Origin of the sequence: Helicobacter pametensis ATCC 51478 (assembly GCF_000518225.1) — a bacterium.
GTDB classification, from domain to species: Bacteria; Campylobacterota; Campylobacteria; order Campylobacterales; family Helicobacteraceae; genus Helicobacter_G; species Helicobacter_G pametensis.
On the sequence record NZ_JADE01000007.1, the window covers coordinates 134606 to 158410 of the forward strand.

The window sequence follows — 23805 nt, forward strand, 5'->3', positions numbered from 1 at the left end:
AAATCTTAGAAGATAATCGAAACATATCCTCCAAATCTCATCATATCGTAGTGGCGATCTTTGGGTTCTCTGATCTCAGCTAGTGAAGCATCTCCATCTCTTTTGTCATTTTTCATCTTTCCAAAGATAGCTTTGGCACCGATATTGACAATATTTTTGATGCGATATCCGATGCTTCCACCATAGATCAATCCGTGGTATCTAGCCGTGAGATGAGCATTTTTATTGGCTCCGATGTCATAGCCTTCCTTGATTTCGTTGTAGCCATATCCTACTAGCCCTCTGAGATAAAACCCATTGACATCAATCCCCACACTCAATGGAACCATCGCTCCCCATCCAAGGACTTCAGCAAAATTATTGCTTGTTGTGAGAGCATTTGTCTGACCCTTAGCTGAGACATAGATAGGAAATTCAAAATCGATTCCAAAAATCCCTCTCAATCCACCAGCAGCCGCAATTGTTGTGATCGTCGCTGAATATCCAAGATCCACAGAGACATACTCTGATTTGCCAATTTTTGTCCAAGATCCTCCAATAGACCCATCATTGAAAAACATCCATCTTGTGAGATCACCAGTTGCTTTTGCACCATTGATCACAGAACCTTTTTGAAGGTTTTTTACGACATTTCCTGAGGGTTTTTGGGGTGCTGCTTGAGCAACTCCTAGTGCCAAAATCCCACAAGCAATCAGTCTAGATATCACTTTTGCCATCTTGTCTCCTTAAAATTTTTAAACGATTTTAGCTAGATCGACAAGTTTTTCATCCATTTTAAGGAGAGATGACAAAGCTTGGTGATCCATTGCTAGCATGCAGAATGGTTGTTTGATGGAGTTTTGAGTAGTATTTCATAAGATTTTTTTGGAGTGCTGGTTGAATGGAGTGAGGAAACCAAGCATTATTGCTAATCACAATAAGATATGGGGGAGAATCCTCATAAGCTCTCGCACTTGTCCCCTCATAGCAAATCACACTCTTAAATGTCTTCTCTCCTAGAGTGAAATAACCAAATTTTAGACTTGGGCTAAATTGTGGAGCTCCATCACCCAAAAAAATTTTACTTAGTGGCTTGGCCAAAAGATCAGGGAGTGGGATTTTCTCCCCAAAGGGAGCTAAAACCACTTTGTCAAAAATATGCACTTTGTGATTTTGAAATACATAAGTGGAATTATAAAGCTTGCCATCTTTTTCTCTCAAGGCACCGACTACAAGGGTGCTTTGAGCACTAAGATCTTTGAGCATTTGAAAATAGATTGAATGCTCAAGCACAAAAGGGAAGGCTGTCTCTGGGAGAATGATCAATTTGGAATGTTCTTGGATAGAGCGGTGAATCATTTTGAGCTGAAGAGTTGCGTTGTGTGCAGCATATGTCTTCTGCCATTTGAGATCTTGTGAGAAATCTGTATTGAGCAGGCTAAATTTGTAGGGGAGAGGAGGATTGGGCTTGGGTGAGGGAAACTCTAAGGCACATAAGATCAAAAAAGCAGACAAAATAAAAAGGAATTTTGATGCTTGATTGTAAGCAAAATATGCACTCACCAAAGCCACAAGAATCATAAATAGATCAGACTTAGAAACCCCAAAATAGCTATATGCCAAGAAACTATCAAGATTCATCCAATCAAATCCAAAAGGATGGATAAAGCTCAAAGAGAGAAGAAAAATGAGGCGATAGATGAGGTTGGAAGAGTATAAGGCGAGGGCAAAAATAAGCATATAGATACAAGCCACAACAAGACTAATGAGTGGCACGAGGTATGCAAACCCAAAATATACAAAAGAGAAGCCAACCCAATAAAACCACAATAACCCCACAAAAAAGCCAAACCAAAACTTCATCCTTGAGGGGATAAAAAGAAAAATCCAAAAACTCAGGAGTGCACAAATTGAATTGAGCCAAAGCGGGATGGGAATCTTTAAGATGAACTCAAAAATCCATACCCAATAAAGTGGTAACACAAAGAGAAAAGACAAAAGCAAACTACGCCAGATCAATGGATAAGCCTTATTTAAGAAAATCAAATGCTCATAAGGATTTGTTGTAAAATTCACAGTTTAATCAAGGGTTTTTGTGGAGCATTATACATGGATAACTTAGGTTATATTGATTTCATTATTCTTGGAATCATGGCTTTTATCGCATTTCGTGGATTTTTCTCTGGTTTTATGCGCGAATTGCTTGGGATGCTAGGTTTGGTGCTTGGCGTTGTGTTTGCTTCAAGATATTCATATGAGGCGGGAGATTGGTTTAGGGCACATGTTTTTGATTTGGGCTCTGGGACTTTGCATACTTTTGTGGGGTTTTTGATCATTTTCTTGGCAATTTGGATTTCTTCACTTTTACTTGCAGAGTTGATCTCACGCATTGCCACAACGGCATTTTCTAAATACATCAATCGCATCTTGGGAGCTTTTTTTGGTGCGCTTAAAGCCTTTTTGGCGATCGCGATTGTTTTACATCTAGCTTTGAGCTTGGAGTTTATGTCTGGTGTATTGCGCCATGTTGGCAATCATAGTCAGATGTATCCATTGATGGAGGGTATCGCATCAAAGCTTGTCAAGATTGATGTAGGTGCCTATATCCCTCAAGATACTAATGAGGCTCAGCAAAAATTGGATCATACCAAGAATAAAGTGATTGATGAAACCAAGGCGCTGGAAGAAAAGATTGAGCAGTCAGTATCCAATCCACAAGAAATCATTAAGGGGCAATAAATGTTTGATAATCAATATATTCAACAACGCATTCAAAAAGCTGATTCTTTGCGTAGCTTAGGAAAAAATCCTTATGCTAATGGTTTGGAGAGAAGCATCAAAAATGCAGACTTTCTAGATCGCTATGCAACTCTAGTAGAGCAAGAAGAAAGGAAAGATCCAAACCAAACAGAATCTATCGTTGGACGCGTAAAGTTTGAGCGATGGATGGGGAAGGCAAGTTTCATCAAGATTGAAGATGAGAGTGGAATTTTGCAGGTGTATTTCTCCAAAAATGAGCTTGAAGATGAGTTTGAGATCCTCAAAAAACATCTTGAAGTGGGGGATATCATCTATGCACAAGGCTTTCCTTTTGTGACCAAAACCGGAGAGCTTAGTTTGCATGCCACTTCTTTGCAGATTCTAAGTAAATCCATCGTTCCATTGCCTGAGAAATTCCATGGATTAAGCGATATTGAGTTGCGTTATCGCCAACGCTATCTTGATTTGATTGTCAATCCCCATGTGAAGGAAACTTTCAAAATGAGGAGTTTGATCGTCTCTCATATCCGCAAGTTTTTTGAATCCAAAGGATTTTTGGAAGTAGAAACCCCTATGCTTCACCCAATCCCAGGGGGAGCCAATGCAAGACCATTTATCACCTATCATAATGCACTAGAAGTAGAGCGATATTTAAGAATCGCTCCTGAGCTTTATTTGAAGCGTTTGATTGTGGGTGGGTTTGAGGCTGTGTTTGAAATCAATCGAAATTTTAGAAATGAGGGAATGGATCATAGCCACAATCCAGAATTTACGATGATTGAGTTTTATTGGGCTTATAAAACTTATGAAGATTTGATCAAGCTAACCCAAGAGCTTTTTGCCTCGCTTTTGGAGGCTTTGAAGTTGCCCATGCAGATTCCCCATGGAGATGAGGTGATTGATTTTTCCCAAGTTTCCATTCTGACTTACAAACAATCACTTTGCCAAATTGGTGGGATTGAATCTGAGATTGTTGAAAATCCTCTCAAACTCTATGAGTTTTTGAGCTCAAAAGGTGTGGAGGTATCTCCATCGATGAGCTATGGTCATCTCCAAAGTGAGGCATTTGATGCCTTTGTAGAATCAAAACTGATCAACCCCACCTTCATCACAGAATATCCTATCGAGATCAGTCCTCTTGCAAGACGCAATGATGTAGATCCATCTTTGGCTGATCGTTTTGAGTTTTTTGTGGGTGGCAAGGAGATTGCCAATGGATTTAGTGAGCTCAATGATCCCCTAGATCAATATGAGCGATTCAAAGATCAAGTGAAGGCAAAAGATGCTGGAGATGAAGAAGCGCAATATATGGATGAAGATTATGTGTGGGCTTTGGCTCATGGGATGCCACCCACAGCAGGACAGGGAATTGGGATTGATCGCCTTGTGATGCTTCTGACTAATAGTAAGACGATCAAAGATGTGATTTTGTTCCCAGCAATGAAGCCAATCAAGCAAACTTTTGAAATCAAGGAGGAAGAAAATGAGTGAGTTTTTGAAAAATGAAGATAGAGAAATTTTTGATTTGATTGAGCAGGAATTTCATAGACAAAATACACATCTAGAGCTCATTGCAAGTGAGAATTTCACATTTCCAAGTGTGATGCAGGCAATGGGAAGTATTTTGACCAACAAATATGCTGAAGGCTATCCCTATAAGCGTTATTATGGAGGATGTGAGTTTGTCGATAAAATTGAAGAGATTGCGATTGAGCGAGTGAAAAAACTCTTTGGATGCTCTTTTGCCAATGTCCAGCCTCACTCTGGAAGTCAAGCCAATAATGCAGTCTTTAATGCTCTTTTAAAACCATATGACAAGATTTTGGGGATGGATCTAAGCCATGGAGGGCATCTCACACATGGAGCCAAAGTGAGCTCAAGCGGGAAGACTTATCATAGTTTTTCTTATGGAGTGAATCTTGAGGGATGCATTGATTATGAAGAGGTGAGGAAGATTGCTCATATCATCAAGCCTCAGCTGATTATCTGTGGATTTAGTGCTTATACAAAGCGTCTTGATTTTGCAAAGTTTAGAGAGATCGCTGATGAGGTGGGAGCGATTCTAATGGGTGATGTAGCGCATGTGGCAGGACTTGTGGTAGCAGATGAATATCCCAATCCCTTCCCACACTGCCATGTCGTGACAACAACAACTCATAAGACACTTAGAGGTCCAAGGGGAGGGGTGATCTTGAGTAATGATGAAGAAATTGCAAGCAAGATTGATAAAGCGATTTTCCCAGGCACACAAGGTGGGCCATTGATGAATCTTATTGCCGCCAAAGCTGTAGGATTCAAAGAAAATCTTAAACCTGAGTGGAGAGACTATGCAAAGCAAGTCCGCTCCAATATCAATGCGATGGCAAAGGTATTGATGCAAAGAGGTTATAAGCTTGTAGGCAATGGGACTGAGAATCATTTGATTTTGATGGATTTCTTGGAGAGAGAATTTAGCGGTAAAGATGCGGATTTGGCTCTAGGCAATGCAGGGATGACTGTCAATAAAAACACCGTCCCAGGAGAGAAAAGAAGTCCATTTGTCACAAGTGGTATCCGTCTTGGATCTCCAGCACTGACAGCTAGGGGAATGAAAGAAAAAGAATTTGAGTGGATTGCTCAAAAGATCGCTGAAGTGCTTGATGCGATCAATGATACTAGAGTTCAAGCAAAAGTGAAGCAAGAGGTTGAAGAATTCACACGCCCATTCAATCTCTACACTCAAGCGATTTATTGAAGGAGTAAAGTATGGAAAATAATCTAGATGATATTTTGGTTGATAGCCCAGAGCAGCCCGTAGATAAGGATCAATCCAAGCGAAAGATTCTTATTGCGATTGCTTCTGTATTGCTGATTGCAACAGTTGGAATAGTGGCTTATTTTATTTTGGCTAAACCTGAGAAGCCCAAAGGACTTGAAGTCACCCATGCTGAGCTTGAGAAATTTGTCAATCCAGACCAAGCACAAACTCCCAAAAGTCAAGTAGATGAAGAGTTTGATAAGCTAATTGCTGAGATCAAATCCAAGCACGAATCCCCTGATGATCAGCTAGCTCAACCTCAAGTGATCAAAAAAAGTGAGCCAAGTCAACAGCCCTCACAAACAGCTAAGGAGCCAACAACTCCTATCCAAGCTCTCCAAAAGATCAATGTAGATCCAACACAGAGTAAAGATTCACAATCTAATGCAGAGCAAAACACTCCCAAACCTGAAACGACACCCAAAGCTTCAGTAGATAAAGATCAGATGAGCAAGCTCAAAAAATCTACTACACCAGTTTCTAAGCCAGAGCCCAAATCAGAACCCAAGCCAGTTAGCCCCAAAGTCACGACACCCAAATCAGAGATTTCCAAACCTACTGCTCCAAAAGCCAAGCAAGTTACATCCACTGCGCCCAAGTCTCAAACTGCAATACAAACTTTTGGATCGATCCAAAAGAAGATTCCCAATGGTTTCTATCTTCAAGTGGGAGTTTTTGGCAGTAAACCTAATGCTGAGTTTATGAAAAAACTCTCAGGTTTTGCCTATCAGGTGCAGAAAATGGATCAAAATGGCAGAGTTGTCAATCGCTATTTGATCGGACCTTTCAAATCTAGAGCAGAAGCTCAAGCCAAGGTAAGTGAGGTGGCGAGTAAGGTAGCTAAACCATTGATTGTGGAGATCCGCTAAGAAGTTTAGAAGATGAGATTCCAAAAGATCATTTTGGGAGGGCTACTACTAGCCTCATCCCTTTGGGCAGAAGAACACCTCAAGACTGAAACCCTCCATGCAGAATCCCCCAACATAGATGGATCAAAAAATGGAATCCTTTTGGGGATAGAAATCAATGGAGGGATGAGCAGGTTTTCTACTCACAATACACAACACCCAAACACTACTGCCACACATCTAGCATTTGATGGAGGAGTGAGGCTTGGATATCAGCATTATTTTGGTTTGGGTTTGGGATTGAGGGGAGGTGTGTATGTCGGTGTAGGCAATCTTACAAAAGGAGAGATCTCGATCTCAAAAACCAATGCATCATGGATGGGTTTTGAGTTGGAGTATCTCCCTATCAAAACTGGAGTAGATCTTGAGGCAGTATGGGATTTTTGGGAAGAGGGCAAACATACATTGGCATTAAGTCTAGGTGTGGGCTATCGTTTCTCTTATTTTGTAAAGACTCGAAGTTCCAATCAAGGTGATATATCCTCGATTGGTCTTAATTTTGGTGATGTGATGATGCATGAAATCTATCCTCAGCTAGGACTTGGTTACCACTATGATAGACATCAAATCACACTTGCATATCGATTTGGTGATATGATGAGCTCTGGACGCACAAGCACCACTTATACTATGAGGGAACATTCCTTGCAAACCCTTCAGTCAAATGAGATTCGCACCCAAATCACACAGGATAACTACATCTCTCTAGGATATAGTTATCGATTCTAAGGGTTGTAAATACAGCTTTGAAAGATCAAAGTGTATTTGCATAAGTCCTAGTGTTTGAGCGAAGTGAGCAGATCTTGAAAGCTTAGTTTAAATGCCTCAAGTCCATCTTCCAAAAGTTTGGCATAGAGTGTAGATAGATCGATGCTGTCAAATGCCGATAAATCACTCGCACTATTTTTGATGTCTGTATCTTGATGGGTGAAATAAGCCTCAATCGTCTCAAGTGGAGCTGTATTGATCGCATGAGGCAAAAGAAGTTCATCGACATAATAACTCGCCTTCAAATCTCCTCCTTTGACTCCTGTGCTTGCAAAGAGCGTGCGTGTGTTATGATCTCCAAGTCCTTCAATAAGGTTGTAGATGTGCTTGGCATTGGTGATGCCTAGTTTGTTTTGGAGATGTGGAGGGAGAAGTGTATTGGTGGCACGATCTAGGCGTGAGACAAAGACACTAATGACACTTTTGCCAATCCCACCCTTATCTCTTGCGCGTCTGAAAGCTTGAGCACATTCAAGTGCTTGAGATGGGGAGAAGACAAGTGTGGCATTGATGGGAATGTTTTGAGTGAGTAGCTCTTCCATGACTTCATATCCTGCCTGTGTGGCTGGGACTTTGATCATAACATTGGGTTCATTGATCTCATCAAAGAGTCTTCTACCTTCTTGGATACTTGCTTGTGCATCATCGCAAAAGAGGGGATCTATCTCAATACTGACATAGCCATTATCACAATCACGCTCATAGAGAGGATATAAAAGTTTGGCTGCACTTTTGATATCAGCGATGGCTAGAGTCTCATAGATTTCTTTGGCATTTTTGTGTTGTAGTGATGCGATCTCTTCTTTGTAGGCTGGGGAAGTTTTGAAACTTTGAGCAAAGATACTTGGATTGCTTGTGGCTCCAAAGATTTTGCCTTCTTGGATGAGAGTAGAGAATCTTTGTTTCAAAAAATCTCGCTCAATGAAATCACACCATAGGCTAAAGCCCTGATTTTGCAAAGTTTTATCCATTAAAATGCTCCTTGTATAAAATAAGATTCCATTATAACAAGGAGAGAAAAGTGAGGGGCGTTGAGTTTGTCCCAAGTGGGGATTTTGGGGCAGATATCAAAATATTGGAGCAGTTGGTTGAGTGCATCAAGGTTGATTTCATCTTGATCCCTAGCAATCCTTTGGGCAAGCCAAGTGTCGATCCGCTTGTGAGTGCTAAGATGATCCAAGATGCTCTTGGAGTGGGTGTAGTTGCTACGATTAGGGGTGGAGAGAGAGATGAGGGAGAGATTCTCTCAAGATTGAAGGGAGTTTGCTATGCCAATCTTTTGGGGATTGCGTGTGTGAGTGGGGATGGCTATATCAGGGGAGTGGATGCGATGAGAATTTTGGAGCTAGCAAGTTCATTTGACTTGAGATTCAAAATCACAACACTGACTAATTTAGAGGCAAAGATCAGCAAAGGAGCCACGCATGCTATTTCTCAGCCTATTTTTACTCCAAGCTATGCATTGAGAGAATCTATCCCTATTTTTGCTAATTTTATGCCAATTTTTGCTCATGAGACTTTTGGCAAGATCGATGCCAACAAAGAAATCCTAGGCTTTTCTATCCCTTTAGAATACCAACACAGCTCCAATCTTATGGAGGCCAATGTAGAGCTCTTGCAAGCATTGCTAGAGCAGTATGTATATCTCTATCTGACACCACTTCAGCTCTCCAAACAGATGCCCTATCTCAAAGAGTTATTTGCAAATGTCAAATAAAAGGTGACAAAATAACTAAAAATAGCAGGTTAATATAGTATATTTCATGGAAATGAATATGAAGGAAAATGATTGGATTCTTCTCTGCTTTGGGGGCTTTTGGTTCCGTTTTCTACGATTTTGGGGATCTTGATCACGCGCAATGTTTTTATCTCTTTGATCTTAGGTTTGTTGTGTGGGGGGATTGTGGTCAATTTTGGGACACCTTTAGAGATCCCGATGTATTTTTTGGAAAAGTTTCGCTCAATTTTTTGGGGATCTAGTGGGTTTGCATGGGGCAAGCTTTATATTATTGGGTTTTTGTTGTGTTTGGGAATCTTGGGAGAGTTTTTCTTGCATTCTGGAGGGATTGGAGCGATGGGAGGATGGATCCGCTCTAAGCTCAAAACACCCAAAAGTTCAGAGTTTGCTTTGTTTGTCTTTGGGATTATTATTTTTATCGATGGCTGTTTCAATGCTGTGATTTTGGGGCAGATCGCACGATCTGTGGGAGAGATCTATCGCCTAAGCAAGGAGAGGCTAGCTTATATTGTGGATTCGACTTCCTCTCCTGTTTGTGTGCTTGTGCCATTTTCAAGCTGGGGAGCATATATTCTTGGGATTTTGCAAAGCAATCTAGGGGCACATCAAAACGCTTCTTTGGTGCTGTTTGAGAGCATAGGATTTAATTTTTATGCATGGCTTACTTTGATCTGTGTGGGGATGACGATTGTATGGCAGGTTGATGCACCCACTCAGCGCCTAATGATCGCAGAGCCCAAAGAAGATCCCTTGCCCAAGCAAACTCACCAAAAATCGATGTTTTTTATCTTTGTGCCATTTTTGGTCTTATTTGTAAGTGTGTTTTTGTTTGTATTTTTTGATGGATATCAAAAGGCTCAGCAGCTAGATTTGATGCAGATTTTTGCTCATAGCGATATCAATCGCTCTTTGTTTTGGGGAGGAATGATAGGTGTTGTGATCTCTGTGATCTTGGCGTATAAAAGATTGGATCGTGACTGGATGAAAAGTGTGGTTTGGAAGGGGGGGATGACGATGAGTTCAGCTATAGGTGTTTTGATCCTTGCATGGGCATTGGCACCGATACTCAAAGATGATCTAAAGCTTGGCATTTTACTCTCTGAGCTTTTTGCACATTCCTCATTTTTTGATTCGCCTCTGCTTTTACCGATGCTGCTTTTTGGAATCTCGATGCTGATTTCATTTAGCACTGGGACAAGTTGGGGATGCTTTGCGATTATGCTGCCGATCGGAATCGAGCTTGCTCTATATAGTGGAGGCAATGTAGCTCTAGCCGTGGCTAGTGTGCTTGGAGGATCACTCTATGGAGATCACACTTCGCCCATATCAGATACGACGATCCTCTCTTCAGCAAGTGTGAAATGCTCTTTGCATAATCATTTCATCACACAGATGTTTTTTGCAGGAATTTGCGCGCTGTGTTCTTTTGTAGGATTGTTTGTATATGCAGAGAGCGAGAGTTTGGCTCTAAGCTTTGGTGTGGCTGTGATGATCTTGCTATTGTGCCTTTGGGTGGTGAAGAAGAGAGGGAGGGTTGCCAATATTAGGATTGATTCCTAGGCTATTATTTTGAGCCTGTTATCTGGCGCACAAGAGGGTGGTGTTTATTTGTGCTGCGACTGTGTCAGAAAGTCGATATATCCCAAACCTCCTAATCATAAAGCTCTTAGTCGCTTTGGAATCAAATTTTCTCTATATAAAGAAGTGAAGTTAAAATTATCTTTTTTCAAAAGATATGAAATCTTATAAAATTCTCATTTTGATTTTTTAACTTTGGAGCTTTTATGGATACCGCACAATTCCAGCCTATTATCAATTTCATTTGGGGCGTGGCAGATGATCTCTTGCGTGATGTCTATGTCAAAGGCAAATATCGCGATGTCATCCTCCCTATGACTGTGATTAGGCGACTTGATGCGGTGCTTGAACCTACCAAAGAAAGAGTCCTAGCAACTTATGAGGCTCGCAAGGGGATTGTGGGATTTCTTGATACCTTTCTCACAGGAGAGCAGGGCAGTGGGATGAGCTTCTATAACTACTCCAAATTCACACTCCAAACTCTTCGTGATGACCCAAAAAATATCCGAGCCAACCTAGAAAACTACCTTGATGGCTTCAGCCCCAATATCCAAGACATCATCGCAAAGTTTAAGTTCAAAAACCAGCTTGACACTCTTGAGGAGGCAGGAATCCTCTTTGAAGTCATTGAGCGTTTTTGCTCTCCCAAAATCAACCTTTCCATAAACCCCATTCTTGACTCCCAAGGCAATATCCTTCATCAAGGACTAAGTAATCTTGGGATGGGCTATGTCTTTGAAGAGCTGATAAGAAAATTCAACGAAGAAAACAACGAAGAAGCAGGAGAGCATTTCACCCCTAGAGAAATCATTGAGCTGATGACTCATCTCACCTTTCTCCCCGTCAAAGAGCAAATTAAAAAAGGCTCATTCCTCATCTATGACAATGCTTGTGGAAGTGGAGGGATGCTTACAGAATCCAAAGACTTCATCAACGACCCTGAGGGGCTCATCCGCTCAAATGCCACAATCCGACTCTACGGACAAGAAATCAACCCCGAAACTTATGCAATCTGCAAAGCTGATATGCTTATCAAAGGCGAAGACCCTGACAATATCAAATACGGCTCAACTCTTAGTGAAGACAAGCTAGGGCATTTGCAATTTGACTTTATGCTTACAAATCCCCCTTATGGCAAATCTTGGGAAAAAGACCAAAAAGCCCTAGGCGTGAAGAAAAAGGGAAGCAAAACCTCTTGTTCTGATGCAAGATTTCAAGTAGGAATCACAAGCAAGAGTGATGGACAAATGATGTTTCTCCTCAATATGATTTCTAAAATGAAGCAATCCCCTCAAGGCTCCCGTATCGCCTCAGTGCATAATGGAAGCTCCCTCTTCAACTCAGACAGCGGACAAGTGGCTATCCGCAAACACATCATAGAGAGCGACTACCTAGAAGCTATCATCGCTTTGCCTACAAATATGTTTTACAACACAGGGATTCCGACATTTATTTGGATCATCACCAACAGAAAAAAAGAAGAGAAAAAAGGCAAAGTCCAGCTCATCAACGCCACAAGCGAGAAATACTACACCAAGATGAAAAAATCTCTAGGCGACAAACAGCACCAGATGCACACCTCCCACATCGAAGCAATCACAAAGCTATTCTTAGACTACACCCACGAGGGAGATGCCCTAGTGCTAGATAATGAAGACTTTGGCTATACCAAAGTCACTATCGAGCGACCTAGACAGGTAAAAGAGCTCTTGGAAGATGAGAAGTTTAACTCCCTAGCCCAAAAAGAAGGAATCCTAGAGAAGCTCACACACTTAGAATCTCACCCCCAAGATTTCAAAGATAGAGCACATTTCCTCTCCTATCTTGGAGTGAAACTTAGCAAAAGTGAAGCTAATCTCCTCATCGACAGCGACAAAACAGCCAACACCGAGAAAATCCCCCTCAAAACCCCCATCCAAGACTACTATGAAAGCGAAGTCAAACCCTATGTGCCAAACTCTTGGATAGATTATGAGAGTGCAAGTGTGGGCTATGAAATCCTTTTTAACAAATATTTCTACACCTACACACCCCTACGAAGTATGGAAGAAATCAGCCACGAGCTAGAGGGCTTGGAAGCAGAAGTGCAAAGCCTGCTTAGCGAGATTTTGCGATGAGTGCCATATCAAACCCTATCGCTTACAAAGAGAGTGGAATCCCTTGGGTGGGGAAGATTCCAGAGCATTGGAGCGTGGTGAGAGGAGCTTTCTTATTTGCTAACAAGAAAGTGTTAAATTCTGAATTGCAATGCCAAGAAAGATTGGCTTTGACTATGGGGGGAGTAGTAGAAAGAGATATTGAGAAAAACGACGGATTGAATCCAGCAGACTTTAGAGCATATCAAATTTTTGAGAAAGATGATTTGGTTTTCAAGCTCATAGATTTGGATAATTTCAAAACAAGTCGTGTCGGCTATGTGTATAAAAAAGGCATCATGAGTTCAGCTTATATTAGGTTGATTCCAAAGCAGGGCGTGTTTTCAAAATATTTTTACTATCAGTATTTTGATTTGTATTTGAAGCACATTTTTAATTTTTTGGGAACAGGAGTCCGATCAACGCTAAATAGCGATGAACTACTTAATATTGAGATTGTATTCCCGACTCTTGAAGAGCAAAAGAAAATCGCAGATTTCCTAGACAAAAAGACTCGCCAAATAGAGGAATTTATAGACAAAAAGCAAAAGCTCATCGCCCTTTTGGAAGAGAAAAAGCAAACCCTTATCAATCAGTGCGTAACCCAAGGACTTGATTCCTCTACGCTACTAAAAGATAGTGGGGTAGAGTGGCTAGGACAAATCCCCACACATTGGGAGACAATAAGAGTCTGTAGGATTGCAACCATAACAAATGGGTATGCATTTGATAGCACTGATTTGGACTTTCTGTCTAGTGTCCCTGTTGTAAGAATAGGTGATATACAGAATAATTCTATTTATCTTGATACTTGCTTGAGAACAAAAGAGCAAACAGCTTTAAAACATTTTTTAGTCAAGAATGGAGATATTTTGATTGCATTAAGTGGTGCCACTGTCGGCAAGATTGGCTTTTACCACAATGAATGCATAGCCTATATAAATCAGAGAGTTGCAATAATTAGGGGAAAAACAAACAACTTTTTAAAATTTTGTTTATTAACACAAGATTTCATGAATTTTGTCACTTTATTGTGCAATGGATCGGCACAGCCAAATATTTCAACGAGAGATGTGGGAGAATTTAAAATTCCTTTCCCACCCCTAGAGGAACAAAAAGCAATCGCAGAATACCTAGATACGCAGATAGAAAAAATAGATTTGGCAATCTCTAAAATCAAATCACAAATCAATCTCATCAAAGAATACAAAACCACCCTCATCTCCGAAGCCGTATGTGGAAGAATTGGGGTAGATTAGAAAGGAAGTGCAATGAAAATTAGTCAAGTAAAAATAAAAAATTTTAGAAGCTATAAAGATGAAACTATTATCGATTTTAATAATTTGACAGCTTTTGTGGGGAAAAATGACATAGGAAAATCCACGATTTTGGAAGCTTTGGATATATTTTTTGAGGGAGGGATAATTAAAATTGATCCAAATGATGTGAATAAAGAATGTGAGCTTAGTGGGGATAGAGAGATACAAATCGCCGTGGCTTTTGAAGATTGTCCCCAAGATTTGATTCTAGATACCTCAAACCCTACAAGCCTTAAAGAAGAATATCTACTCAACAAAGAGGGGAAGTTTGAGATAGTCAAGAGGTATCCATCTCAATCTTCAAAATCTAAAACAAATGTTTTTATTAGAGCAAACTATCCTACAAATGAAAAGTGTGGAGATTTGCATTCCCTTAAAATTACAGATTTACGAAAAATTGCCAAAGAGAATGGGATTGAGTGTAGCAATCTAGCAAAAAGTGCAGAGATAAGAAAAGCAATTTGGAATCATTATTCACAAGATTTGCAACTCCAAGAGATAGAAATAGATGTTAGCAAAGAAGATGCAAAAAGCATTTGGGAGCAAATTGAAAAAGAATTGCCTTGCTATGCTCTTTTTCAGAGTGATAGAAGCAATAGCGATAAAGATGATGAAGTGCAAAACCCTCTAAAAAGTGCAGTTTCTCAAATCTTCAAAAGTGATAAAATCTCCGATCAGCTCACAAAAATTGCTAGTGAGGTAATTAAAAAACTAGATGAAATAACAACGCTCACACTTGAAAAACTAAAAGATATGAATCCTGAAATTGCTACAACCTTGAAGCCAAAACTTCCAAAAGTTGAGGAATTAAAATGGCAAGATGTATTCAAAAATGTATCAATTTCAGGAGATGAAGATATTCCTATCAACAAAAGGGGAAGTGGGGTTAGACGATTGATACTTCTAAATTTTTTTAGAGCAGAAGCAGAGAGGATTAAGAAAGAACAAAAAAAGTCAAGCATAATCTATGCAATTGAAGAACCTGAAACTTCACAGCACCAAGAACACCAAAGAAAGCTGATTGAGGCATTTAAAGAACTTGCAAACCAAGCAGGGATACAAATCATTCTAACAACTCATAGTCCTAGCATTGTCAAGCTTTTAAAATTTGACAATTTGCGTGTTGTGAAGAATGGGGGTAGCAAAAAAGAAATCGTGGGGATTGAGGAATCTGCACTTCCTATTCCCTCGCTTAATGAGGTAAATTATTTGGCATTTGGTGAAGCTGATGAGGAATATCACAATGAGCTATATGGCTATATTGAGTCTAGGGGGAATCTGTCTAACTATATTCAAGGTAAGCTTAAAAGAAACTATATAAAAGCCCAAAAAAATGGTGGGACAAAAGCAGAAACTATCACAACAACAGAATATATAAGACACCAAATTCATCACCCAGAAAATACGCATAATATTAAATTCACACCTCAAGAATTACAACAATCTATCCAAGATATGAGAGCTTTCATAATTGCTAATCCCTAAGGAGTATAAAATGACCCACTACAAAGAAAAAGATCTAGAATCCTTTATTGAGGAATATTTGCTCTCTCACTCCTATGTCAAGCGAGAGAGTAGCGACTATGACAAATCCCTTTGCTTTGATAGCGAGATTCTCTATGAGTTTATTCTCACTACTCAAGCCAAAGCCTTTGAAGAGCTATCCAAGAGAATGAGAGGGGATTGCAAGTCAGAGCTACTCAAAGGGATTTCTTCCTACATCACCAAACACGGAATCCTCAAATCTCTAAAATCCAAAATCGAAATCAATGGAGTGAAATTCACTCTTGCTTATTCCAAGCCCCCCACAGATTCCAACCCTGAGAGCTTGGAAAACTACTCTTGCAATACCCTCTCACTCATCCGTCAGCTTCATTACAGCTTAAGGAATAACAACTCTTTGGATATGGTGCTTTTCCTCAATGGAATCCCCCTCATCACAATGGAGCTCAAAAACCCATTTACAGGACAAAATGTCTATCACGCCATAGAGCAGTATAAAAAAGATAGAAACCCTACAGAGGCATTGTTTGATCGTTGTATCGTGCATTTTGCACTTGATAGCGATTTGGTTTATATGACTACAAAGCTACAAGGAGAGAAAACAAGATTTCTTCCTTTTAATCGTGGACAAAACAATGGAAGTGGAGCCATAGGGTGCGAAAGTGGAGCAGGAAATCCCCCAAGCGATGGGCTAAAAACAGCTTATTTATGGGAGAGGATTTTCTCAAGAGATACTTTGATTGCCTTAGTTTTGGAGTTTGTGCAAAATAGTGACAAAGGAATGATATTCCCAAGATATCATCAATTTGATGTGGTAGAAAAACTTCTTGAAGATGTCAAAGAGAGGGGTGTAGGTGGGCGCTATCTTATCCAGCATAGTGCAGGAAGTGGCAAAAGCAACTCCATTGCTTGGCTTGCTCATTTGCTCGTAGGGCTTCATCGCAAAAATGAGAATGGGAAATTTGAGCTTGTGTTTGATAGCGCGATTGTTGTCAATGATAGAACAGCACTTGATCGCCAAAGCCAAGACAATATCAAAAGTTTCTCTCATACAAAAGGCGTTGTAGAGGCGATTACAAGTGGAAGCCGTCATCTCAAAGATGCTTTAGAAGAGGGTAAAAAAATCATCATTACTACAATTCAAAAATTCCCCTACATCCTTGATGAGGTTACACAAGTGAAAGGCAAAAGGTTTGCAATCATCATTGATGAGGCTCACTCTAGCCAAAGTGGTATTTCAGCACAAAAGCTTGGCGAAGTCATCAGAGACAAACAAGAAGGCACAGAAGATGAGCTTCTTGAAATCATCAAAAACAAAAAACTCCAGCCCAACGCCTCGTATTTTGCATTTACTGCTACGCCCAAACCTAAGACTTTGGAGATGTTTGGTTTATCTTGTGAAGTGGAGGGTGTGCAGAAGTTTATCCCCTTTCATCTCTACTCAATGAAACAAGCCATAGAAGAGGGCTTTATCCACGATGTGCTAAGGGGCTATACTACCTACAAGAGCTATTACAAGATTGCTTCAAGCACCCAAGAGAATCCGATGTTTGATAAGAAAAAGGCAAATATCAAGATTAAGCGTTATGTCGAGGGCAATGAAAATGCCATTGCCAAAAAAGCAGAAATTATGATTGATCACTTTTATACAAAGATTCACAAAAAAATCGGTGGCAAAGCCAAGGCAATGGTGGTGACAAGCTCAAGAGAAAATGCCGTGAAATATTTCTTTGCTTTTAGAGAATATCTCAAAAACAAGTTTCCCTCTTATCGTGCTTTGGTGGCATTTTCAGGAGAGGTGGAGCTAGATGGGGAGAGTTATAGCGAGAGTGGGCTAAATGGAGTGAGTGAAGCAAGGCTAAAGGATGAGTTTTGCAAAGATGAATATCGCTTCCTTATCGTGGCTGAGAAGTATCAAACAGGGTTTGACCAGCCTTTGCTTCATACGATGTATGTGGATAAGAAGCTAAATGGTGTGAGTGCAGTGCAAACCCTCTCAAGGCTCAATCGCACCTGCCCAAACAAAGAAGATACTTGTGTGCTTGACTTTGCAAATACTCATGAAGAGATTGGAGAGTCTTTTAGCACTTTTTATGAGCAAACTTTCTTAGGAGAGAGCACAGATTTTGAAAAGATCTTTGAGCTCAAAAGCAATCTAGCTGAATATGGGGTTTATACTCAAGATGAGATAGATGACTTTGCAGAGAAGATTCTAAGAAGAGAGAGGGAAAATATCATTCACGCCAAGCTTGATGTGATGGTGGTACGATATGAGGCTTTGGAAAATGATGATATTAAGCTTGAGTTTTATAACAAATCCAAGACTTATCTCAAAGACTACTCTTTCCTAGCCCAAATCTTGCCATTTGAAGATATTGAGCTTGAAAAAACCTATATTTTGCTCAAAAAACTCATTGCCAAACTTATGCCACCAAAAGCTGAGGATTTGACAAGAGGGATATTGGATAATGTGGATTTTGAGAGTTATCGTGTGCAGTTGGATAAGACTTTGGATATCACACTAGAGGGGGCAGGGGAACTCAAACCCTCACAAGCTGATGGAACAAGCAGGGTGCCTGAGCCAGAGCTTGAGGGGATAATGGAAATCATCCGAGAGTTTAATGAACACTATGGCTTAGAAGAATGGAGGGATGAGGACAATATTCGAGGTGGAATCGCTCAGGTGCAAGAGAGAATGGATCACGATGAGCAGCTCATCATAATCGCACGAAACTCTGATGAGCAAAACACACGAATCGAGTTTGAGGAAGCTTTGGTTAAGAATATGGCATTGATTGTGGATACACATCTTGCACTATTTGAGAAATACAGCAGTGATGAGAGCTTCAAACATCGCTTCACACAAGCTATGTTTGAAGAGTGGTGCAGTAAGATTGGTATAGGAGTGGGGAGATGAGTGAGATCAATAATCCCCTAACTTTTTTGTGCAAACCTAAGAGATGAATTTCAATAGTTTTTGTATTCTTTGTTGGTTTATTTATTTTGGCTAGAAAATGAAGTATTTGGACAAAAAGAAAAAATGGACCGGCAAGGTTTTTGCTAGAATGTCTTCAAGTTTGGAGGAGCAAATGACAAAAGCAATCATACAATCACTTAATCCCAAAGCTTTTACAGAAGAGGCGTTAAGAAGGGCACTTGCGACTAGTGAAAAAGAAAGAAAAAATGCAAAGAAACACTTTGAAGAAGCAAGAAGAAATAAACCTCAAATCAAACGCTAGTCGCTACATAATATATTCATTTTATAGTTTTAAGCAGAGCTATACAAATTATCAAGAGATCGTTGGAAGATTTGAAAATCAGGTTTGGGACATAGTCTATTTCCTTACACAACAGGCTGAGGAGTTTGACAAACGCAATATCTCAAAAACCTTTTTATATCTTGATGAAGACAATCAGGAAATCGTAGGTTTTTTCACACTTAAAATCAAAGGGCTTTTGACAGAAAAACTTTGTTTGAGTACAGAATTATTGAAAAAATTAAGTGGTGGGTATGCTAATAATGCAGACACCAATATTCTCAATTTTTATCTTATCGGTCAGCTTGGTGTGGCAAAAAAATATCAAGGACAGAAGTTTGGAAAACAGCTTCTTGTCACTGCAATTGATTTGATTTGTGAATCTCAAGACAATGTGGGAGGGCGATATATTTTGGTTGATGCGATCAAAGATAAAAGAGTTCTTGATTTTTATAAAAAATTTGGATTTGCAGAGCTCCAAAATATAGAGAGTGAGGAAACAATCACGATGATTGCACCCATCAAAGGATTTGTATTTTAGTTTTTAAAGGCATACTCAATGATCTGCTTCCATTGTGAGGAGGTAGAGAGTTTACCAGTTGAAAGCATTGTGACAAGCTTCTCACTCATTGAGCAAAAAGCCGAAGCTTAAGAGGGATCTAGGAAATCAAATCATTTTGATCTTTCCCACTCCCCCTCACTCAAGCACTCCACCCCAAGCTCTCTAGCTTTCTCTAGTTTGCTTCCTGCATTTTCTCCATAGATGACATAATCTGTCTTTTTGCTCACACTTGAGCTCACCTTGGCTCCTAGAGATTCTAGATGTGCTTTGATACTCTCTCGATCTTGGCTCATTGTCCCTGTGAGCACCACACTTTTGCCATAGAGCCAGTGGGAGTTATCGATGGATTGGGTTTTGCAAGTGGGTTGGATGATGGTGAGTAAGCGTTTGATCCTTTCAGCATTGACCGCACTAAACTCACTAAGTGATTCTGCCATCTCTTCTCCAAAGCCATCAAGGGTGAGAAAATCTTCTTTGTTTTTGACAAAAATCTCAAGCCCAAAAGCATTTTGAAGCTTTTTGCTTGCTCCCTCCCCGATATGCTCGATCCCCAAAGCATTGATGAATCTCCATAGCTCCACGCCTTTGGTCGCTTGGATCCCATCAAGTGCATTTTGGGCTTTTTTCTCCTTCCAGCCCTCAAGCTTGAGTAAATCTTCTTTTTGGAGTGAGTAGATGTCTTCTAGATTTTGCACTAGCCCCTCTTGATAGAGTTGTTGGATGATTTTTTCTCCCAATCCATCGATATTGAGCGCTTTTTTGGAGACAAAATGAGCTAGGGATTCTTGGATCCTTGCAGGACAGGAGAGGTTTTGGCATTTGATGAATTTCTCTTCGATGAGAAGTTCGTTTTCACAAATAGGACAGTGGGTTGGGGGAGTGATGGGGGTTTGGCTCCCATCTCTTAGGGCTGTGAGAGGTTTGATGATTTTAGGGATCACATCTCCACTTCTGATGATGATGACTTTATCGCCGATTCTGATGTCTTTTTTGGCGATTTCTGAGAAATTATGCAAAGTCGCACGCGAGATCATCGCTCCCTCGATCTCCACAGGCTCAAGCTCTGCCACAGGTGTGATCACTCCTGTGCGTCCCACTTGGAGTGTGATGGAGTGGATGGTGGAGCTTTTTTCAATGGCGGGGAATTTGTAAGCACAGGCAAAGCGAGGGGATTTGATGGTAAAGCCAAGAGAGTTTTGGATAGGAATCTCATCCACAACGATCACCATCCCATCAAGCATCACAGGATAGCTATCACGATTTTTAAGAATCTCTTGATAGCATTCTTGGATCTCTTCTATGCTTTTGCAGTGCTTGATAAATGGGGGCTTAAAAAACCCATAACCAAAGATCTCATTCACAAGGGCAAAAAAACTTGTATGGCTTGAAGTGTTGTATCCAAAGCCCCATGGGATGAAATTGAGCTTGCGTTTGGCAACGATCTTGCTATCTAGTTGTCTTAGACTGCCTGCAGCGGCATTGCGAGGATTGGCAAAGAGACTTTCTCCATTTTGAGCTCTTTGAGCATTGAGGGATTCAAAATGTTTTTTGCTGATGATTACCTCTCCACGGATTTCGATCTTTTCTTGCATTGGGATAGAGAGTGGGATGGAGTGGATAGTGCGTGCATTTTGTGTGACAAGCTCTCCGATCTGTCCATCTCCTCTTGTAGTGGCTGAGATGAGGGTGCCATGTTCGTAGCAGAGGTTGAGTGAAGCTCCATCAAACTTAGGTGAGCAGACAAATGAGGCTTGAGGATAGTTTCTTAGGATTCTATCCATCCATTCTTTGAGCTCTTGAGGATTAAACACATCATCCAAGCTCCACATTCTTTGTAAATGTGAGTTTTTTTCAAAAGATTCAAGTGGGACATCTCCGACGCGTTGGGTGGGTGAAGATGGATCGATGAGATGAGGATTTTGCTCTTCAAAAGATTTGATTTGGTGGTAGAGGGTATCGTATTCTTCATCTGTAGCGATAGGATCATCTAGGACATAGTAGGCATAAGCCATTTGTTTGAGTTGTTGGATGAGTGTCTTATAGTCAAATGGTTCCATCATCGATTCCTTGAAGTTCTGTTTGGTCTGATATGAAATTTTAACACCTAAATTCTAAGGAGGGATAGGTGCTATAATTGCAAGTTTTACTATATTTTAAGCAATTAAATCGGAGTAGCAATGTTAAGAAGTCATTTGTGTGCAGAGTTGAATGAAGCTCACATTGGGCAAGAGGTGCGTCTATGTGGGTGGTGCAATACTTATCGTGATCATGGTGGAGTGGTGTTTATCGATCTAAGAGATAAAAGTGGATTGATCCAGCTTGTCTGTGATCCAAGCTCGGAAGCTCACGCCCTTGCCTCAAGCGTGAGAGATGAGTATGTGTTGAGAGTGAAGGGAAAAATCCGAGCAAGAGGGGAGGGGCTTGAGAATCCAAAGCTTGCCACAGGGAAGATCGAGGTTGTCCTAGATGAGCTAGTGATCGAAAACAAAAGTGCTACCCCTCCAATTGGGATCGGTGATGAGAGTGTCAATGAAGAGTTGAGATTGAAATATCGCTACTTAGATTTGCGATCCCCTAGAGCTTATAAAATTTTTGAGATGCGTAGCAGAGCTTCTTTGGCCATCAGAAATTGCTTACAAAAAATGGGATTTTTGGAGGTTGAGACACCTATTCTCACCAAGGCTACTCCAGAGGGAGCACGAGATTATTTGGTGCCAAGTCGAGTGCATGAGGGAGAGTTTTTTGCTCTTCCTCAAAGTCCTCAGATTTTCAAACAGCTTTTGATGATGGGGGGATTTGATCGTTATTTCCAGCTTGCCAAATGCTTCAGAGATGAGGATTTGAGGGCTGATCGTCAGCCAGAATTTACTCAAATTGATATTGAGATGAGTTTTTGTGATCAAGAAGATGTGATGGAGGTGGGAGAAAAGCTTATTAGCGAAGTGTTTGAGGCATGTGGGAAGAGTGTGCAAATTCCCTTTATGAGGATGTCTTATGCACAAGCGATGGAAGAGTATGGAAGTGATAAGCCTGATTTGAGGTTTGAGATGCCTTTGGTTGAAGTGGCAGATTGTTTTGTGGATTCAAATAATGAAATGTTTGCCTCTATTGCCAAAGATTCTAAACTCAATCGATTTAAAGCCTTAAAAGTTGAGGGTGGAGATGCTTTCTTCTCTCGTAAGACTTTGGGCGAGCTTGAGGAGTTTGTGCGTAAATTTGGAGCCAAGGGACTAGCCTATATCCAAATCAAAGAAGATGAAATCAAGGGGCCATTGTATAAATTTATGAGCGAAGAAAGCTATCAAAGACTTGCTCAAAGATTAGAGCTCAAAGTGGGGGATATCGTCTTCTTTGGTGCTGGAGAGAAAAAGATCGTATGGGATTATATGGGGCGTTTGCGTCTAAAAATCGCACAAGATATGGGGATGATTGATGAGCATGTATTGAAATTTTTGTGGGTTGTGGATTTTCCAATGTTTGAGCGCGATGAAGGTAGAGTCAAAGCATTGCACCATCCTTTCACCATGCCAAAAGATCTCAATAAAGATGATGTTGAAGAGATTGAATCTGTGGCTTATGATATGGTGCTTAATGGCGTGGAGCTTGGTGGTGGAAGTATCAGAATCCACAAAGATGAGATTCAAAGTAGGGTTTTTGATCTATTGGGTATTAGCAAGGAAGAAGCTCAGGATAAGTTTGGATTCTTGCTTGAGGCATTGAGCTTTGGAGCGCCTCCTCATGGAGGGATTGCATTTGGATTTGATCGAATCATGATGCTTTTGAGTGGGGCAAGTAGTATCCGTGATGTGATCGCATTTCCTAAGACTCAAAAAGCCACTTGTCCGCTTACAGATGCACCAAGTAGCGTGAGTTTGGAGCAATTGAGAGAATTGCATATTAGATTAAGAGAGAAAAAAGGAGAATAAATGAAAAAGCTATTTTTGATTATTGGAGCCCCAGGGAGTGGAAAAACAACAGATGCGCAAATCATCGCAGAGAGAAATGCAGATGAAATTGTGCATTACTCTACAGGAGATTTGCTAAGAGCTGAAGTGGCAAGTGGGAGCGAGAGAGGGAAACTTATCAATGGCTTTGTGAGCAAGGGCAATCTTGTGCCACTTGAAATCGTTGTCGAAACTATTGTAGGAGCGATTGAGCAGGCTCCCAGAGATATTGTGATCATTGATGGATATCCAAGAAGTGTGGAGCAAATGGAGGCTTTGGATAAAGTGCTCAAAACTCGTGATGATGTGGAGATTGTGAGTGTGATTGAGGTTGAAGTCAGTGAACAGGTCGCATGTGATAGAGTGCTTGGGCGAGCAAGGGGAGATGATGATAATGTAGAGGTCTTTAAAAACAGAATGAAGGTCTATCTTGAACCTTTGAGTCAAATTCAAAAATTTTATGACGATTTAGGTCTTTTACAAACAATCAATGGTGAGCGGACGATTGAAGAGATCGTAGCTGATATCCAAGCACACATCGAGTCTAAAATCTAAGG

The 23805-nt window shown here is 40.5% G+C and carries 18 protein-coding genes; 14 read left to right on the forward strand and 4 right to left on the reverse strand.

Going from position 1 to position 23805, the window contains the following annotated elements:
- Window positions 1-5 precede the first annotated feature (5 nt).
- Window positions 6-716 carry a hypothetical protein gene (locus T391_RS0101805; protein WP_027326906.1) on the reverse strand — a complete coding sequence of 237 codons (711 nt, stop codon included), beginning with the start codon at window positions 714-716 and terminating at the stop codon, window positions 6-8.
- A 58-nt stretch (window positions 717-774) separates the two neighbouring features.
- The gene (locus T391_RS0101810) at window positions 775-1998 is read right to left on the reverse strand and encodes an apolipoprotein N-acyltransferase (RefSeq protein WP_027326907.1); all 1224 of its coding nucleotides are present in this window, start codon (window positions 1996-1998) and stop codon (window positions 775-777) included.
- Between the two features lie 90 nt (window positions 1999-2088).
- Here T391_RS0101810 and T391_RS0101815 point away from each other — a divergent pair, with 90 nt between their 5' ends.
- The 5 genes from T391_RS0101815 to T391_RS0101835 are packed head-to-tail and all read left to right on the forward strand — an operon-like array spanning window position 2089 to window position 7173.
- Complete coding sequence (locus tag T391_RS0101815) at window positions 2089-2718, forward strand: CvpA family protein (RefSeq protein ID WP_027326908.1); 630 nt, start codon at window positions 2089-2091, stop codon at window positions 2716-2718.
- A complete protein-coding gene (gene lysS / locus T391_RS0101820; protein WP_027326909.1) occupies window positions 2719-4230 on the forward strand; it encodes a lysine--tRNA ligase in 1512 nt (503 codons plus the stop codon). It abuts the gene before it with no gap.
- On the forward strand, window positions 4223-5473 hold the full coding sequence (locus T391_RS0101825) for a serine hydroxymethyltransferase (protein WP_027326910.1): 1251 nt from the start codon (window positions 4223-4225) through the stop codon (window positions 5471-5473). The genes lysS and T391_RS0101825 overlap by 8 nt, the downstream gene beginning before the upstream one ends.
- Before the next feature lie 11 nt (window positions 5474-5484).
- A complete protein-coding gene (locus tag T391_RS0101830; RefSeq protein ID WP_027326911.1) occupies window positions 5485-6405 on the forward strand; it encodes an SPOR domain-containing protein in 921 nt (306 codons plus the stop codon).
- A gap of 33 nt (window positions 6406-6438) precedes the next feature.
- Complete coding sequence (locus T391_RS0101835) at window positions 6439-7173, forward strand: hypothetical protein (protein ID WP_156923047.1); 735 nt, start codon at window positions 6439-6441, stop codon at window positions 7171-7173.
- 47 nt (window positions 7174-7220) lie between these two features.
- Here the strand turns inward: T391_RS0101835 and T391_RS0101840 are convergent, their stop codons facing one another.
- Window positions 7221-8183, reverse strand: coding sequence for a transaldolase (locus T391_RS0101840; RefSeq protein ID WP_034583417.1), 963 nt, complete (start codon window positions 8181-8183; stop codon window positions 7221-7223).
- A gap of 50 nt (window positions 8184-8233) precedes the next feature.
- Between T391_RS0101840 and T391_RS0101845 the strand changes: the two genes are divergently transcribed.
- The 7 genes from T391_RS0101845 (at window position 8234) to T391_RS07625 (ending at window position 19283) form a co-directional block, all read left to right on the forward strand.
- Entirely contained in the window at window positions 8234-8929 is a 696-nt protein-coding gene (locus tag T391_RS0101845; protein WP_027326914.1) for a methylenetetrahydrofolate reductase, read from the forward strand.
- Between the two features lie 72 nt (window positions 8930-9001).
- Window positions 9002-10510 (forward strand): Na+/H+ antiporter NhaC family protein, encoded by a 1509-nt coding sequence (locus T391_RS0101850; RefSeq protein ID WP_027326915.1) that lies wholly within the window; start codon window positions 9002-9004, stop codon window positions 10508-10510.
- Between the two features lie 224 nt (window positions 10511-10734).
- Entirely contained in the window at window positions 10735-12645 is a 1911-nt protein-coding gene (locus tag T391_RS0101855) for a type I restriction-modification system subunit M (protein WP_027326916.1), read from the forward strand.
- A complete protein-coding gene (locus tag T391_RS07615) occupies window positions 12642-13922 on the forward strand; it encodes a restriction endonuclease subunit S (RefSeq protein WP_034583420.1) in 1281 nt (426 codons plus the stop codon). The genes T391_RS0101855 and T391_RS07615 overlap by 4 nt, the downstream gene beginning before the upstream one ends.
- 12 nt (window positions 13923-13934) lie before the next feature.
- Window positions 13935-15467 (forward strand): ATP-binding protein, encoded by a 1533-nt coding sequence (locus tag T391_RS0101865; protein ID WP_027326917.1) that lies wholly within the window; start codon window positions 13935-13937, stop codon window positions 15465-15467.
- A gap of 10 nt (window positions 15468-15477) precedes the next feature.
- On the forward strand, window positions 15478-18402 hold the full coding sequence (locus tag T391_RS07620) for a type I restriction endonuclease subunit R (RefSeq protein WP_034583422.1): 2925 nt from the start codon (window positions 15478-15480) through the stop codon (window positions 18400-18402).
- 266 nt (window positions 18403-18668) lie between these two features.
- Window positions 18669-19283, forward strand: coding sequence for a GNAT family N-acetyltransferase (locus tag T391_RS07625; RefSeq protein WP_084340088.1), 615 nt, complete (start codon window positions 18669-18671; stop codon window positions 19281-19283).
- Window positions 19284-19414: 131 nt separating this feature from the next.
- On the opposite strand, the gene ligA is transcribed toward T391_RS07625, so the two are convergent.
- The gene (gene ligA, locus T391_RS0101890; protein ID WP_027326918.1) at window positions 19415-21361 is read right to left on the reverse strand and encodes an NAD-dependent DNA ligase LigA; all 1947 of its coding nucleotides are present in this window, start codon (window positions 21359-21361) and stop codon (window positions 19415-19417) included.
- 120 nt (window positions 21362-21481) lie between these two features.
- On the opposite strand from ligA, the gene aspS reads away from it, so the two are divergent.
- On the forward strand, window positions 21482-23230 hold the full coding sequence (gene aspS / locus T391_RS0101895) for an aspartate--tRNA ligase (RefSeq protein WP_027326919.1): 1749 nt from the start codon (window positions 21482-21484) through the stop codon (window positions 23228-23230).
- Window positions 23231-23803 carry an adenylate kinase gene (locus T391_RS0101900; RefSeq protein ID WP_027326920.1) on the forward strand — a complete coding sequence of 191 codons (573 nt, stop codon included), beginning with the start codon at window positions 23231-23233 and terminating at the stop codon, window positions 23801-23803.
- The last annotated feature ends 2 nt before the right edge of the window (window positions 23804-23805 follow it).